16 protein-coding genes, 1 tRNA gene and 1 pseudogene are annotated in these 15346 nt (G+C 31.1%); 3 read left to right on the top strand and 15 right to left on the bottom strand.

The window, feature by feature from the left end; all coding sequences use genetic code 11:
• Positions 1 to 69: 69 nt before the first annotated feature.
• From asd to PG912_RS10695, 7 genes and pseudogenes are all read right to left on the bottom strand, one after another.
• Positions 70 to 948 (bottom strand): archaetidylserine decarboxylase, encoded by an 879-nt coding sequence (gene asd, locus PG912_RS10725; RefSeq protein WP_275687524.1) that lies wholly within the window; start codon positions 946 to 948, stop codon positions 70 to 72.
• A gap of 4 nt (positions 949 to 952) precedes the next feature.
• A pseudogene (gene scpA, locus PG912_RS10720) lies at positions 953 to 3015 on the bottom strand (methylmalonyl-CoA mutase).
• Entirely contained in the window at positions 3008 to 4357 is a 1350-nt protein-coding gene (locus PG912_RS10715) for a methylmalonyl-CoA mutase subunit beta (protein ID WP_275687523.1), read from the bottom strand. Before PG912_RS10715 ends, scpA begins: the two are co-directional and overlap by 8 nt.
• Positions 4357 to 4590: an FtsB family cell division protein gene (locus PG912_RS10710; protein ID WP_333780656.1), complete on the bottom strand. Its 234-nt coding sequence runs from the start codon at positions 4588 to 4590 to the stop codon at positions 4357 to 4359. The genes PG912_RS10715 and PG912_RS10710 overlap by 1 nt, the downstream gene beginning before the upstream one ends.
• Before the next feature lie 84 nt (positions 4591 to 4674).
• Positions 4675 to 5280 (bottom strand): uridine kinase, encoded by a 606-nt coding sequence (udk, locus tag PG912_RS10705; RefSeq protein ID WP_260586899.1) that lies wholly within the window; start codon positions 5278 to 5280, stop codon positions 4675 to 4677.
• A gap of 103 nt (positions 5281 to 5383) precedes the next feature.
• Positions 5384 to 5457: transfer RNA gene (locus PG912_RS10700), tRNA-Thr, on the bottom strand.
• A 411-nt stretch (positions 5458 to 5868) separates the two neighbouring features.
• Positions 5869 to 6099: a hypothetical protein gene (locus PG912_RS10695; protein ID WP_058884388.1), complete on the bottom strand. Its 231-nt coding sequence runs from the start codon at positions 6097 to 6099 to the stop codon at positions 5869 to 5871.
• Positions 6100 to 6522: 423 nt separating this feature from the next.
• On the opposite strand from PG912_RS10695, the gene PG912_RS10690 reads away from it, so the two are divergent.
• Positions 6523 to 7131 (top strand): DUF1684 domain-containing protein, encoded by a 609-nt coding sequence (locus PG912_RS10690; RefSeq protein ID WP_260586838.1) that lies wholly within the window; start codon positions 6523 to 6525, stop codon positions 7129 to 7131.
• Positions 7132 to 7159: 28 nt separating this feature from the next.
• On the opposite strand, the gene PG912_RS10685 is transcribed toward PG912_RS10690, so the two are convergent.
• The 4 genes from PG912_RS10685 to PG912_RS10670 all read right to left on the bottom strand — a co-directional run bounded on the left by PG912_RS10685 (position 7160) and on the right by PG912_RS10670 (position 9843).
• Complete coding sequence (locus PG912_RS10685; protein WP_275687522.1) at positions 7160 to 7864, bottom strand: crotonase/enoyl-CoA hydratase family protein; 705 nt, start codon at positions 7862 to 7864, stop codon at positions 7160 to 7162.
• A gap of 3 nt (positions 7865 to 7867) precedes the next feature.
• Positions 7868 to 8239, bottom strand: coding sequence for a fluoride efflux transporter CrcB (crcB, locus tag PG912_RS10680; RefSeq protein ID WP_275687521.1), 372 nt, complete (start codon positions 8237 to 8239; stop codon positions 7868 to 7870).
• A gap of 64 nt (positions 8240 to 8303) precedes the next feature.
• Complete coding sequence (locus tag PG912_RS10675) at positions 8304 to 9281, bottom strand: DoxX family protein (RefSeq protein ID WP_275687520.1); 978 nt, start codon at positions 9279 to 9281, stop codon at positions 8304 to 8306.
• A gap of 16 nt (positions 9282 to 9297) precedes the next feature.
• A complete protein-coding gene (locus PG912_RS10670; RefSeq protein WP_260586834.1) occupies positions 9298 to 9843 on the bottom strand; it encodes a DUF1599 domain-containing protein in 546 nt (181 codons plus the stop codon).
• Positions 9844 to 9923: 80 nt separating this feature from the next.
• Here PG912_RS10670 and folP point away from each other — a divergent pair, with 80 nt between their 5' ends.
• Entirely contained in the window at positions 9924 to 10745 is an 822-nt protein-coding gene (gene folP, locus PG912_RS10665; RefSeq protein ID WP_275689047.1) for a dihydropteroate synthase, read from the top strand.
• A 34-nt stretch (positions 10746 to 10779) separates the two neighbouring features.
• The gene (cdaA, locus tag PG912_RS10660) at positions 10780 to 11562 is read left to right on the top strand and encodes a diadenylate cyclase CdaA (protein ID WP_260586833.1); all 783 of its coding nucleotides are present in this window, start codon (positions 10780 to 10782) and stop codon (positions 11560 to 11562) included.
• Between the two features lie 47 nt (positions 11563 to 11609).
• Here cdaA and PG912_RS10655 read toward each other — a convergent pair whose 3' ends face one another.
• From PG912_RS10655 to truA, 4 genes are all read right to left on the bottom strand, one after another.
• Positions 11610 to 12056, bottom strand: coding sequence for a hypothetical protein (locus PG912_RS10655; protein WP_275687519.1), 447 nt, complete (start codon positions 12054 to 12056; stop codon positions 11610 to 11612).
• A 309-nt stretch (positions 12057 to 12365) separates the two neighbouring features.
• Positions 12366 to 12728 (bottom strand): hypothetical protein, encoded by a 363-nt coding sequence (locus PG912_RS10650; protein ID WP_260586831.1) that lies wholly within the window; start codon positions 12726 to 12728, stop codon positions 12366 to 12368.
• Positions 12729 to 12807: 79 nt separating this feature from the next.
• Positions 12808 to 14514, bottom strand: a complete 1707-nt coding sequence (locus PG912_RS10645; RefSeq protein ID WP_275687518.1) for an ABC transporter ATP-binding protein — start codon at positions 14512 to 14514, stop codon at positions 12808 to 12810.
• Positions 14515 to 14564: 50 nt separating this feature from the next.
• Positions 14565 to 15299, bottom strand: coding sequence for a tRNA pseudouridine(38-40) synthase TruA (truA, locus tag PG912_RS10640; RefSeq protein WP_260586829.1), 735 nt, complete (start codon positions 15297 to 15299; stop codon positions 14565 to 14567).
• Positions 15300 to 15346: the final 47 nt, after the last annotated feature.

The following is a 15346-nucleotide window of genomic DNA, read 5'->3' as shown; positions in this document are numbered from 1 at the left end:
GGATTAATGCGCTAATAATTCTGTGATTTAAGCGATTTTTAAAGAAAGTAAACGTTAAAATTGAATGATTTATAATCCTATTTTTTCACCCATTTTAACAAAGGTTTCAATACGATTTTTAGTGTTTTTTATAATGTCAGCATCAATTGTTAATTTATCTTTATCAACAAGTAGTACAATTGTAGATCCTCCAAAAGCAAAATAACCCATTTCATCTCCTTTTTTTACGGATTGATTAGCGTTGTAGGTTTCAATAATGGTGCCTACCATTGTTGCACCAACAGGGGCTACGATGATTTCTCCTTTTTCTTCGGATGATAAAATGCAGTACTCACGTTTGTTTTCGCAAAAAACTTTGGTAAAATTTGATGCTAAGGCGTACGGTGAAACTGAAAAATAATCTCCTTTTATTTTTGTCATTTCTGAAGGAGTTCCGCTATATGGAAAATGATAACGATGATAATCGTTTGGTGCTAACCGTAAAATAATTAGTGATGAGTTTTTGTGCTTTTCCGCTAATTTATCATTTCCTAAAAATTCTTTTAAGGTGAATTTTCGTCCTTTTATAAAAAAATCATGAATGTCTGCAATGTTTTCGAAGGCTAACATTTTTCCGTCACCAGGTGAAACAAATCCGTTTTCAATAGGGCGAGCGCTTGGTTTTAGTGTTCTATAAAAGAAATCGTTAAACGAAGTGAATTCTGAAACTGATTTTTCAGCTTCATCAATATTGATGCCTAGTTGTTTAACAAAACCTTTAATTTTTTTTACAGAAGAAGGTTTGTTCATCTTTTTACCGTACCAAGCAGATAAAAACTTGCGCTTGGCAACGGGTAAAACAGCCATTTTCCCGAACGGATTATTGTAAAGTAGTTTTAAGAAAACTTCACCAGGCGGAGTTTCGGTGATTAAATTGCCAGATTTTCTATCGATGAATTTTATTTTCATAGTTTTATTCTTCTATACTATCAATTAAAATAGTTAACATGTCAATAGCAGCTTGTGCAATTTTGGTTCCAGGACCAAAAACACCTACAGCGCCTGCATCAAATAAATATTGATAATCTTGTGCAGGGATTACTCCACCAACAATTACCATAATATCTTCACGTCCATATTTTTTTAACTCAGCAATTACTTGAGGAACTAATGTTTTATGACCTGCCGCTAATGATGAAATTCCTAAAATATGAACATCGTTTTCAATAGCTTGCTTCGTTGCTTCTTGCGGAGTTTGAAATAAAGGCCAATATCTACATCAAAACCTAAATCGGCATAACCGGTGGCAACTACTTTTGCGCCACGATCATGACCATCTTGGCCTAGCTTGGCAATCATTATTCTTGGTCTTCGTCCTTCTAGTTCCGAAAATTTATCAGCAAATTCAATTGCTTTTTTAAATAACTGATCGTCTTTTATTTCTTTACTATACACGCCCGAAATTGTTTTATGAACTGCTTTATGACGCCCAAAAACACTTTCTAAAGCGTCAGAAATCTCACCTAAAGTAGCTCTGTTTTTAGCAGCTTTTACCGCTAAGTCTAATAAGTTTCCTTTATTGGATTTGGCACATTCAGTTAAATCGTTTAAAGATTGCTGAACGGCAACGTTATTTCTTTTTGATTTGATGTCATTAAGTCTTTCAATTTGCGACAAACGTACCGCTTCATTATCAACTTCTAAAATATGTAAAGGATCTTCTTGTTCCAGTTGGTATTTATTTACACCTACAATTACATCCTGTCCGCTATCTATCTTTGCTTGTTTTTTAGCAGCAGCTTCTTCAATTCGCATTTTCGGAATTCCTTTTTCAATGGCTTTTGTCATTCCGCCTAATTCCTCAACTTCTTTAATTAATTCCCAAGCTTTGTTGGTAATATCTTCAGTTAGTTGTTCTACGTGATAGCTTCCTGCCCAAGGGTCAACAGTTTTTGTAATATGGGTTTCTTCTTGTAAATATATTTGTGTGTTACGTGCAATTCGTGCAGAAAAATCTGTAGGTAAAGCAATTGCTTCATCTAAGGCATTTGTGTGTAAACTTTGTGTGCCTCCAAAAGCCGCAGCCATGGCTTCAATAGTTGTTCGAGCTACATTGTTAAAAGGATCCTGCTCTGTTAAAGACCATCCGCTTGTTTGACAGTGTGTTCTTAAAGCTAAAGATTTTGGATTTTTAGGATTGAATTGTTTTACGATTTTTGCCCACAACATTCTGGCTGCTCGCATTTTGGCAATTTCTACAAAATGATTCATTCCTATTGCCCAGAAAAAAGATAATCTCGGGGCAAATGTATCAATGTCCATTCCTGATTCTAATCCTTTTTTAATGTAATCTAATCCATCAGCCAAAGTGTATGCTAGTTCAATTTCGGCAGTTGCACCTGCTTCTTGCATGTGGTAGCCAGAAATAGAAATTGAGTTATATTTCGGCATAAAATCCGAAGTATATTTAAAAATATCAGCAATGATTTTCATTGATGGAGTAGGTGGGTAAATGTACGTGTTACGCACCATAAATTCTTTTAAAATATCGTTTTGAATGGTTCCTGATAGCAACTCCGGCGCAACACCTTGTTCTTCGGCAGCAACAATATAAAAGGCAAGAATTGGTAAAACGGCTCCGTTCATAGTCATTGAAACCGACATTTTATCTAACGGTATTTGGTCGAATAAGATTTTCATATCCTCAACCGAATCAATTGCAACACCTGCTTTTCCTACATCACCCTGTACGCGTTCATGATCTGAATCGTAACCACGGTGTGTTGCTAAATCAAAAGCAACAGAAAGTCCTTTTTGTCCGGCTGCTAAGTTTCTTCTGTAAAAAGCATTACTTTCTTCAGCAGTTGAAAATCCGGCGTATTGACGAATAGTCCAAGGTCTTCGAACATACATTGTGGAGTAAGATCCGCGTAAATTCGGAGCAATACCAGCAACGAAATCTTCATGTTGTTTGCTTTCAACTTGTGATTTTTGACTTTGGTCTAATTGTATGTTTGATACGTTCTTTCTACTCATCTTGTAAACGTTCTTGTTCTAGCTTTTCAGCTAATCGTTTTTGAATAATCGGCTGGATGAGTGTTTTTTCGTTTCTGATTTTCATAAACGGAAAAAGCTCCAAATCATTCTTCATTTTATCGTTGTCGTTCTGAATTTTATTAGTTCCCAATAAAACTAATTTACCAGTATCGAACTTTGTTTGTTCTTTCTCAGCAGCATCTTTAATTTTTCGCTGTATGATTCCTTCTTTAAGTTGTTTTAAGAATCCACCACCTTTTTCGATAGTTTTAAATACTTCTAAAGAATTATGCGCCAATTGTTGTGTGATAGCTTCAATATAATAAGCACCGTCTGCAAAATTCTGAGCATCTGAAAGTTCGCTTTCTTGTTGTAAAATCAATAATTGATTTCTAGAAATGCGCTCACCAAATTCATTCGAATGATGAAAAATATCATCGTAAGAAATATTACAAACCGTGTCAGCTCCACCTAAAATAGCACTCATACATTCTGATGTAGTACGAAGCATGTTTACATTATAATCATACAATGTTTTGTTACGTAAGCTAGGTTGTGTAAATAAATGCGTTGTATTGTTTTTAATAGCGTACTCTTTTAAAAGTGATGCCCATAAAATTCTAAAAGCTCTTAGTTTTGCTATTTCAAAGAAATAGTTACTACCTACAGAAAAATTAAAATGTATGTTATTTGCTATTTTACTTCCAAAGTGATTTAAATATTCATTTGCGTGCGCAAGTGCGTAGGCAAGTTGTTGTGTATTATTCGCTCCAGAATTTTGATAGGTAGTAGCATTAATACAAATAGCATTCGGAACATTATTTATGATTTTTTCGAATTCTTTGTGATCATTATTTAAGTTCGTAAACCAGTTACCGGTACTTGTTAAATTGCCAATAATATCAATATTAAAATAACAATTATCTGAAGCTATATAATTTGATAATTCAATAATGAATTTAGCGTCTAAAAACTTTACTTTAAAATAAAGAACGGTGTTTTTAAGATCTAAATCTTGAAGTAATGTTTTGTAATCAAATTTAGTTTTTGCTTTAAACTCTATAGATTTTGCGCTTCTTTTTAAAGAATCGATTGCAAAATAATTTGCTTTTTTCTCGTCTTCAATATAAATAGACTGACAAATATTAAATCCCTTTTTAGGAGTTGCTATTGTTGTTTTTGTTTGATCTTCTTTTGTGTAAAAAGGTTTTACAGTAATGCCTTCGTCAGTTTTCCAAAGAAGCGTGTCGTTATAATCAGCACCTTTAAGGTCTACCTGTATTTTTTGTTTCCATTCGGCAGCACTGATTTCCTTGAAGTCATTAAATAAATAAGTACTCATTATTTTTGTATGGTATCAAATTCGATAATATAAATATCTTCATTTTCTTTCTTCATCAAGTATTTTTCACGTGCATAGCGTTCTAGTTGAAGAGAGTCTTGAAGTTTTTTTATAGTTTCTTTGTCTTTGTTAATTTTATTCTTGTGATAGTTTATCCAAATTTCTAGTTCTTCAATTTCTTTGTTGAACTCTCTATGGGTAAGATAAGAATTTTCATCAAAAAAAGCATCCAAACAACAAATATGGTTAAAATAATAACATATATGTTTGTTATTATTTTAAAAGAAGGCTTGTTTTGTATTGATTTTAAATTCATGTTACAGGCGGTCGCTAATTACGGTTCTAACAATATCTATGGCAACAGTATTGTGCCTGTCGTTAGGAATTATAATATCAGCATAGTTTTTTGTTGGTTCGATAAATTGTTGATGCATTGGTTTTAAGGTGCTTTGATATCTGCTTAAAACTTCATCGATATCTCTACCTCTTTCTTTTATATCTCTACGAACACGCCTTATTAAGCGTTCATCAGCATCAGCATGTACAAAAACTTTTATGTCACAAAGGTTTCTTAGTTCTTTACTATTAAAAATTAAAATTCCTTCAACAATAATAACTTTTCTGGGGTGTGTTTTTATGGTGTCTTTCGTTCTATTATGTGCAACAAAAGAGTAAATAGGTTGTTCGATAATCTTACCGTTCTTTAAGTCGCTTAAATGATGAACGAGTAATTCGAAGTCGATGGCTCTGGGATGATCAAAATTTATTTTTGTGCGTTCTTCATAGCTAAGGTTATCGGTTTGACTGTAATACGAGTCTTGCGATATAATACATACTTCATCTTGTGGTAGCTCATTGATTATTTGATTTACTACGGTTGTCTTTCCACTTCCTGTTCCGCCAGCAATACCGATTACAAATATATTTTTCATTGAGTTTTATTAAGGTGAATTGTTAAAGCAAATTTAGTGAAATATGTGCATAAAAAAAGCGCTAACTTAAGTTAGCGCTTTTTGTTTTTAATTGAGCCGATGAGAGGACTCGAACCTCCGACCTGCTGATTACAAATCAGCTGCTCTAGCCAGCTGAGCTACATCGGCCTGTTGCCTTTAAAAGCGATGCAAATATATCATGTTTTTTGAATCTGCCAAAAGTTTTTTTAATTTTTTTTAAGAGGATATTTGTTGGGGTTTTAAAGGTGTTTGTTAAAGGTTTGATTTATAAAAAAGTAAGTGATTTTTTATGTCGAAAAAATATTTTTTTTATTGTGGAAATAAATTAGAAATGACACGAAAAGAGGGGGAGGATCTTTTTTTTGGGAATAGAATGACCATTTTTAGAAGAAAGAAATGGTCGTTTTTGAAAAAAGTAAACAAATAATAAAAAAAGTTCTAGTATTATACTAGAACTTTTATCAAGAATAAATAATATCAAGAATAATAAATTATGAAAATATCATTCTATATTGTTATAGTAAACGAATGAAAACATCGTTTATTGTTGTAATAAATTTAAGCAGTTAAAGGTTTCCCTTTTAATCGTTTTTCAATTCGTTGTTTTACAACTGTTAATCGCTTCATAGCATCCATTAGAGCACTATCTTTTGTCTCTTTATATACTTCGTTTATTTCAAGTATTAAAGACTTTACCTCTCTTGAAGCTAATATTCTATCACTAGTAGTAATAAATTTGAATTTTCTGTGTTCAAATTCGTCTGCTTTACTAATTAATTCTGAATTCATAAAATACTTACTTATATTAATTAAATTATCTTTTAGATTTTAGTCTGGTAATTGATCTTGTTTTACACAAAATAGTAAAATCATAAAGTAAAATCGGCGACAAATATATATTAATCTTTTTGTTAACCTATAATAAAACAATCAAATTGTTTTATTAATTTATAAATTTTCTTTATATAGTTGATTAAGGCATAATTCCCTCTTTTTTATCAATTATAGATATAATCTATTGAGTTAAATGTAATATTTTTTTATTAATATGTCAAGTTTATTAGTAGAATTTTAACAAAAAATATTTATTTAGAGCATAATATTCTGTTTGATTATCAAAAAAAGCGAATAATAAAGTGTTTTTAAAGGAAGAAAGTTACTTTTGTTTTAAAGTGATTTTATGATCACTATTGGTTTAAATGTATAAATTAAATGAAAAAATTTTTAGTCGTAGTTTTTATTATTGCGCTTCAGTCTTGTGTTACTGAGGGAAAAAGAAAAAACTTTGGAAATTCAGATTTTCAAAAAGAAATGAATGCTAAATTCAAAGATGCTTCTAAATCGCCTTTAACAAAAAAAGGATTGAAAAAATTTAAAGGATTAGATTTTTTTGCTTTGGATACTAAATATAAAGTAACTGCAAAATTAGTTAAAACACCTGATGCCCCTAAGTTTAATTTCCCTACAACAACTGATAGGGTTGTGACGTATGAAAAATACGGAATAGTTTCTTTTTCTATTGCTGATGAAGATTTTGAATTAGCTATTTATAAAGATGAGTATCCGAAGGCAGAATATAAAGATCACTTGTTTTTACCTTTTTTTGATAAAACGAACGGAAAATCCTCTTACGAAGGAGGGCGATTTATAGATGTTTTAATTACTGATGAAAATAGCAACGGAACAATTGTTATTGATTTTAACGAAGCATATAATCCTTATTGTGCATATAGTGATCGATATTCTTGCCCTATTACTCCAAGAGATAATTATTTAGATACAGAGATAAAAGCCGGAGTTATGGCATATAAAAAGCAATAAAAAAGCCTGCTAATAGCAGGCTTTTTTATTATTTAGTAGGTGGATGTAATCCATCTACAAGATCTTGTTTAATAGCTTCTTCTAACGAAGCTAAATAGTTTTGTCTGACTTTTAATTTAGTAGCCGCATGTGCTTTTGGGTTTAATGAAGCAAACATTTCGGCAATTTTAATAGCCGTTGGTAGTAAATGGCTTTCAGGAACAATTTTATCTAAAAATCCAGCTGTAACGGCATCTTTAGGATTGTAAATTTCTGAATTGTTTACACTGCGTTCAAAATAAACAGGTGCTAAACGACCTTTTGCTATTTCAATACCGGCATTATGCATGGTCATTCCTATCATTACTTCGTTTAATCCTATTTTAAAAGCACCTTCGGTACCTAATCTATAGTCAGTAGAAAGTAGTAAAAAGGCTCCTTTCGCAATAGCATGACCTGTACAGGCTGCAATAATTGGAAAAGGAAAAGATAACATTCTGTGTGACAGTTTAGATCCTTTGGTAACTAACTCTAATGCAGCTTCATGTGAAGTTGTCATGCTTTTTAAATCATATCCGGCTGAAAACATGCCTGGTTGACCAGTTAAAATAACAATCTTTTTTTCTTGTTCAGCTTTATCTAGTAGTGTATTTAAAGAGTCGATTACTTCATGTGATATTGCATTTACTTTTCCGTTTGAAAGGGTAATAATTGCATATTTATCTGCTGATGTATATTGTACTAATTCGTTCATGGGTTAAATAAATTTAATGAGATATATTCCTGCGAAAACAGCTAAAAATCCTAGGACAAAACTAGCGATTGTGTATAAGGCAAAAGAAGTGAAATCTCCAGATTTTAAAAATAGATGGTTCTCGTAAGCAAAGGTAGAAAAGGTTGTGAATCCGCCACAAAAACCTGTAGCTAGTAATAATGTATTACTTTGAGACATGGCTTCGTTTTTAGCTGCGAATCCTAAAATAAATCCGATAAGCAAGCTACCGATAATATTTGCGGTAAAGGTTCCGTAAGGAATTCCTGTTTGCGAGTTGTTTAAGAGTTTGCCAATAAGATATCTTAAAACACTACCCGTTCCTCCGCCTATAAAAACTAATAAAAGTTGTTTCATAACACTGCTAAAATAATAAAACCTCGCAAATTTTACGAGGTTTTAAAATACTAAAGTTTTATTTTTATTTTAAGATTATGTCTTCGGCATCTGTCCAATTCCATTTTCCTACAATAATTCCTTTTTCAACCGTAACAATTCCTGGATTTGCTCTAATTACTGTTTTTAAGGCTGTTTCATCACAAAATCCGAAGGTGTATGGTAGGTTAAACTCTTTTTGAGAGGTAGCTAAATCTTCAATGTAAGAAGCTGTTAATACATAAATTTCATATCCTTTTGCTTTCGCTTTTGCTGCTACTTTAGAGATTGCAGTTATTCCTTCTTTTTCTGTTTTATCAAAATTATACATTATAACAAGCATCGCTTTGTCTTTTGCTAACATTGTTTCTAATAGGTCACCTTCTTCATCAGTTTCAATCATAAAATCATGAATTGGTGGTACTTCATCACTGTCTTCTTGATACTTCATTCCTTCAGCAATATCAGTTCCTATTGAATATGCTCTAAAATCGATAATTGGCAAATGATTTAATACATAATAGGTAATGAATAATGAGACAATTATTGTTCCGTATGTTTTTATAGCGCCTAATTTATCTGAAAGTAAAGGTTTGATATATTTTAATCCGAAGATTAAAATAACAATAAAAACCATGAATATTACATTCTTGTAAAAAGTTTCTTTAGGAGTAAGTTTTAAGGCATCACCAAAACATCCGCAGTCTGTAACCTTGTTATAGGTGTAAGAGTACCATGTTAAGAATAGAAAAATTAAGTTAAGACCAAATATGCTCCATACCGTAAGTTTAGGTTTGTAGCCAACGATTAGCATTACCCCTAAAACTAATTCAGAGATAATTAATAGAATAGCAAAAGGTAAAGTATAAGGAATTAAGAATTCCATATTTAAAACATCTTCGCTAAAATATTCTTGAAATTTATATTGAGAACCAATTGGGTCTACTAATTTTACAAATCCTGAATAGATAAATAAAAGACCTACTAATATTCTTGAAATATGGGTTGAAATTTTTAAAATCATTTTTTGGGGTTTAAGTTTAACTATCTAACTCTGAGTGATGAATCAATGCAAAAATAGCATAATTAATCATATCTTGGTAATTTGCATCAATTCCTTCAGAAACTAAGGTTTTTCCTTGGTTGTCTTCAATTTGTTTTACGCGTAGTAATTTTTGAAGAATTAAATCTGTTAAAGATGAAATTCTCATATCTCGCCAGGCTTCTCCATAATCATGGTTTTTGTTTTCCATTAATTCTTTGGTGATTTTAAGATGTTTATCATACAAAGAAGTCGCTTTATCAGTATTTAAATCTGGCTGTTCTACAACACCTAGTTCTAATTGAATTAAAGCCATTATTGAGTAATTAATAATACCAATAAACTCTGGTTTTTCACCTTCGTCAACTTTACGTTCAGTATTTTCTTGTAACTGACGAATGCGTTGTGCTTTGATAAAAATTTGATCTGTTAATGAGGGAAGCCTTAAAATTCTCCAAGCACTACCATAGTCACTCATTTTTTTTATAAACAAGTTTCTGCATTCTTCAACTACGGCATCGTATTGTTTGGATGTATTCTGCATCTTTTTTATTTAAAAGTATTCGTTCAAAAATAGTAAATATTACAAGCTTTTCGTTTATTTTTACTTGGAAATTTATGAAGATGACGATTAATTGTAATGAAAAATTAATAGACCTCACTGCACCTAAAGTTATGGGGATTTTAAATGTTACTCCAGATTCTTTTTTTGATGGAGGAAGATACAAGGATGAAAGTGATATTTTGAAGCAAACAGAAAAGATGCTAAAGGAAGGTGCTACTTTTATTGATGTTGGTGCATACTCATCAAGACCAGGGGCAAAACATATTTCAGAAACTGAAGAATTGCAAAGAATTGTACCTGTTGTTATGTTGTTGGTAAAGAATTTTCCGGATATTATTATTTCTGTAGATTCTTTTAGAAGTCGAGTAGTGGAAGATTCAATCAATGCTGGAGCAGCTTTGATTAATGATATTTCTGGAGGGAAAATGGATGAACAAATGTTTCATACAATTGCAAAATTACAAGTACCTTATATTATGATGCATATGCAAGGAACTCCGCAAAACATGCAATCAAGCCCAATTTATAAAGATATAATAACTGAAGTGATTTCGTTTTTTACAGCTCAATTGTTTAAGCTTCGTGAACTAAAAGTTAACGATGTTATTACTGATGTAGGTTTTGGGTTTGGAAAAACAACAGCACATAACTACGAATTATTAAATAAGTTGTCGTTATTTAAAAATCTAGAACTTCCTATTTTAACAGGAGTTTCAAGAAAGTCAATGCTTTATAAATTGCTAGATATTTCACCTCAAAATGCATTAAATGCAACGACGGTAGCGAATACAGTTGCTTTATTGAACGGAACAAATATTTTAAGAGTTCACGATGTAAAAGAAGCTGTTGAAGCTGTTAAGATTGTATCGCAATTACGATAAAATGATTACTTTTACTAAAACTTCAAAATAATTAATGAATTTAGATTTTATCGATTTTTCGTTTCTTGATGTGCTAGACATTATTTTGGTAGCAGTATTATTGTATTATATATATAAATTGTTAAAGGGTACCGTTGCTATTAATATTGTGATAGGTATCGCCTTAATCTTTTTAATTTGGAAGATAACGCAGGCACTCCATATGGAGATGGTGAGTGGTATTTTAGGATACTTATTATCTGGTGGAGTTATCGCTTTGATTATTGTTTTTCAACAAGAAATCAGAAAGTTTTTATTGATGATAGGAACTACTAACTTATCCACAAAAAAAGGTTTATTAAGTCAGTTGAAGTTTATGAAGACGGAAGTTAATTCAGAAATAGATATTGAAAAAATTTTAAAAGCATGCTCAAGTATGTCTAAAACCAGAACAGGAGCATTATTGGTTATAGAAAAGACCAATAACCTCGATTTTTTGATCAATACTGGTGATAAAATGAATGCGTTGTTAAATGAAGCTATTTTAGAAAGTATTTTTTATAAAAATAGTCCATTACATGATGGGGCTACTGTTATTCGAGATAATTATATTGTAGCAACTCGCGTTGTTTTACCAATTTCGGATAGTACTAAAATACCAGCTCGTTTTGGATTAAGGCACAGAGCAGCAATAGGAGTTACCGAAAGAACAGATGCTATTTGCTTATTGGTTTCAGAAGAAACAGGAGAAATATCTTATATAAATAATGGTGAATTCGTGTTTTATAAAACACCAGAAGATTTATTTGTGAAATTACAAAAAGATTTAACTGCATAAAAAAAGCTCGCAATTGCGAGCTTTTTAATATTTATAAAAATCTAAAATTATTTAGCAGGAGCCATTTTAGATTGGATAGCAGTCATTACTTTACTAAATTTCACAGCGCTTTCAGCGTCTAAAGAAGCAGTAATTTCACTAGCTTTAGTTGCTAACTCAGCAGCTTTAGTTGCTAATTCAGTATTTTTTAAAACATCTCCTTTTGCATCGATATAAGATTTAGCATACTCAGAATAAGATTTTAAGTATTCACCAACTTTAGGATCTTTAAATTCAGGAATTGTCACACCTTCTAGTGCAGATTTTACAGCTTCGGTAGCTTTTTCAACAGCAGCTTCAGTAGTTTCTACAGCTTTAGTTGTAGCTTCGGTAGCTTCTTCAGTTGCAGTTTCTACAGCCTCAACAGTTGCTTCTTTTGCTTCTTCTTTAGTGTTTTTACAAGAAGTTGCTAATAATGCACCAGCAACACACATAGTTAAAATTACTTTTTTCATTTTTTTATGATTTTAATTTTTGATTGATAAAGGCAAATGTATTATTTTGAGTGCTCTAAACAAACTATTTATGATATTATTTACGAAACTATTTTAGCGTTAAATTATTTTTAGTATTAATTGTTATAATAACCTTCCTCCTTTTAAAGAGAGATGCTAAGACTCTCTTGTTTGATAATTTTTATTTTGTAATTATATTGTGACAACTAGTATGGTTTTATAGCTGCTAGATAAAAAAATAGCCACCTTGTTTCGGGCGGCTATTGACTTTATGAAAATAAAGAAGTTTTTTTAATAAGAAAACTAAAATTATGTAGTTGGGAATGATGCCAATTTAGCATATATAACCTTCATTATAGCATGAAATTTTTTAGAATCAGGAGTACCTAACTTACCTAATATTTCATTTCTATCAGAGCTTAATTTGCGAAGTCCTTGCATGAATTCATTATTTCTTAAAACTTTACCTTTGTTTTTAATATAAAATTCGGCGTAAGCATTGTATTTTGTTAGGTATTCGGTAGCTAATGGGTTACTGAAATCTGAAATACCTTTTATAGCGCCTGAAGATTTTACATTAGTCTTAGCTGTGGTTATTGTTTTATTGGTGTTTTGAGAAGAAGCTGCTAATGAAGCTACTACAAAGCACAAGGTTAAAATTAATTTCTTCATGTTTTTTTAAGTTTATATTTATACTACAAGTATATAAGGATGCGTATAAAATTCACTAATTTAGTTTCCAGATGAAGTATTAATCTTTCCGAAATTGCTTATCGTAGAGGTTTTTATAGTGCCCATTTTCCTTTTGAAGCAACTGGTTATGATTTCCTTGTTCAACGATTATTCCTTTATCCATAACAATGATAGTATCCGCTTTTTTTATAGTCGCTAATCGATGCGCAATTATTATAGAGGTTCTTTTTTTTGTAATTTCATCCGTAGCGTGTTGAATCATTTGTTCTGAATGAGAATCAACAGAAGAGGTAGCTTCATCTAAAATTAAAATACTAGGTTTACTTACATATGCACGTAAAAAAGCGATTAATTGTCGTTGGCCAGAAGAAAGCATTGCTCCACGTTCTTTAACGTTATAAGCATAATTATTAGGCAGGGTCATTATAAAATCATGAATTCCAATTTGTTTAGCGGCTTGTTTAACTTCTTCTAATGAAATATTTTGATGTTTTAATGAAATGTTATTAAAAATAGTATCAGAAAATAAAAATACATCTTGTAATACGACAGCAACTTTTTCACGCAAAGAGTTGATTTCATAATCTTCAACAAGAACATCATCAAGATAAATAGCACCGCTATCTATTTCATAAAAACGATTTATTAAATTTATAATAGTCGATTTTCCTGCACCTGTAGCTCCAACAATAGCAATTGTTTCACCTTTTTTAACATTAAAACTAATGCCTTTTAAAACCTCTTCTCCTTTAATATAACTAAAACGAACCTCTTTAAAATTGATGTTTCCTTGCAAAGAATCTGTAGTTATTGTACCGCTTTTAGTAATAGAGCTTTCTGTGTCAATTACGTTAAATACACGTTCACCAGCTACAATTCCCATTTGTAATTGGTTAAATTTATCTGCTATTTGACGAAGTGGTCTAAATAACATTTGAGACATTTTTATAAAACCAATAATAGCACCAACAGTTACTGCATTGTCCTCAACAACTTGAAGACCTCCAAACCATACAATTAATCCGATGGCAATAGATGATAATATTTCAGCAATTGGAAAAAATATCGAATAATACCAAACTGTTTTTACATGTGCTTTTTTATGTTTTTCGTTGATACCAACAAAATTTTGATATTCAATTTTTTCACGATTAAAAAGTTGCACAATTTTCATTCCCGTAACTCTTTCTTGAACAAATCCGTTAAGGTTTGCTACTTGGTTACGAACATCTTGAAAAGTAGATTTTATAGCTATTTGAAAAATTTTTGTAGCATAAATTAAAACTGGTAAGGTTGCCAATGCGATAATGGCTAACTTCCAATTGGTGTAAAGCATTACAATTATAACGATGATCATTTTTAAAACATCACTTATAATCATAAAAACACCTTGCGTAAAAAAGTTAGCAATTGTTTCGATGTCTGAAACAACTCTGGTAACTAATTTACCTACAGATGAATTATTAAAATAACTCATTTTAAAAGCTAAAATCTTTCGAAATGTTTTAGTTCTAATGTCTCTAATAATATGCTGCCCAACCCAATTAGCGTTGTATATAAAACTAAATTGAAAGACTACTTGCACTAGTAAAACAGCTAACATTGCTATCGTATAATATAATAGTCTTGTTAAGTCTTTATGCGCTACAAAATCATCGATAGCTGTCATTAAAATAACAGGACTAATTACGGCAAAGACAGCCAATAGTATTGTTGATGTTGCTGCTATAATAAATCGTACACGGTACAGTTTTGCAAAACTCATAAGTCTTACAAAAATTTTAATATCGAATGCTTTTCCTGTTGTTTTGCTCACTATATATAGTCGTATGCTACTTTTGTTAAAAATAATCCTTTTGCAGGTACCGATGTTCCTGCGTTACTTCTGTTTTTACTTTCTATAATTTTTTTAAAATCATCAATAGTAGTTTTTCCAGTTCCAATATCAATTAGAGTACCAACAATTGCTCGCACCATGTTTCTTAAAAAACGATTTGCACTAATATGAAAAGTTAATTCATTATCATTTAAAATCCATAAAGCATTCGTTACTTTACAGTTAAAGGTGTGAACACCAGTTTTTACTTTCGAAAAACATTCAAAATCTTCATATTCATATAAAATAACGGCTGCTTGGTTCATTAAATCGATATTTAATTGTTGATTGTATAGTTGCCAAGAAGTGTCTAGCGAAAATGGATTTCTACCAAGCCAAATCTTATATTCATAACTTCTACTGCTTGCATCGAAACGAACATGTGCATCGTCATGAACCAATTTAGTATTATATATTACAATATCGTCGGGCAAGATAGCATTTAATCTAAACGCAAAGTTTTCAGCTAAAACAATATCCGTATCAAAATGTGCAAACATTTGTGATGCATGTACACCAGCATCTGTTCTGCCAGCACCTGTAATAACTATTTTTTGTCTTAAAACAGTACTAATAGCGTCGTTTATTTTTTCTTGTATAGAAATTGCATCAGGTTGTATTTGCCAACCATGATAATTTTTTCCTTTGTACGCTAGTTCAATAAAATACCTCAAAAATGATGAAATTTAAATGGCTAAATTATGAAATAATAGATTGAGTT

Origin of the sequence: Tenacibaculum retecalamus (genome assembly GCF_027941755.1) — a bacterium.
Taxonomy (GTDB): Bacteria; Bacteroidota; Bacteroidia; order Flavobacteriales; family Flavobacteriaceae; genus Polaribacter; species Polaribacter haliotis_B.
Note: the sequence above shows the minus strand (reverse complement) of the source record. Positions and strands in the feature narration are given on the sequence as shown.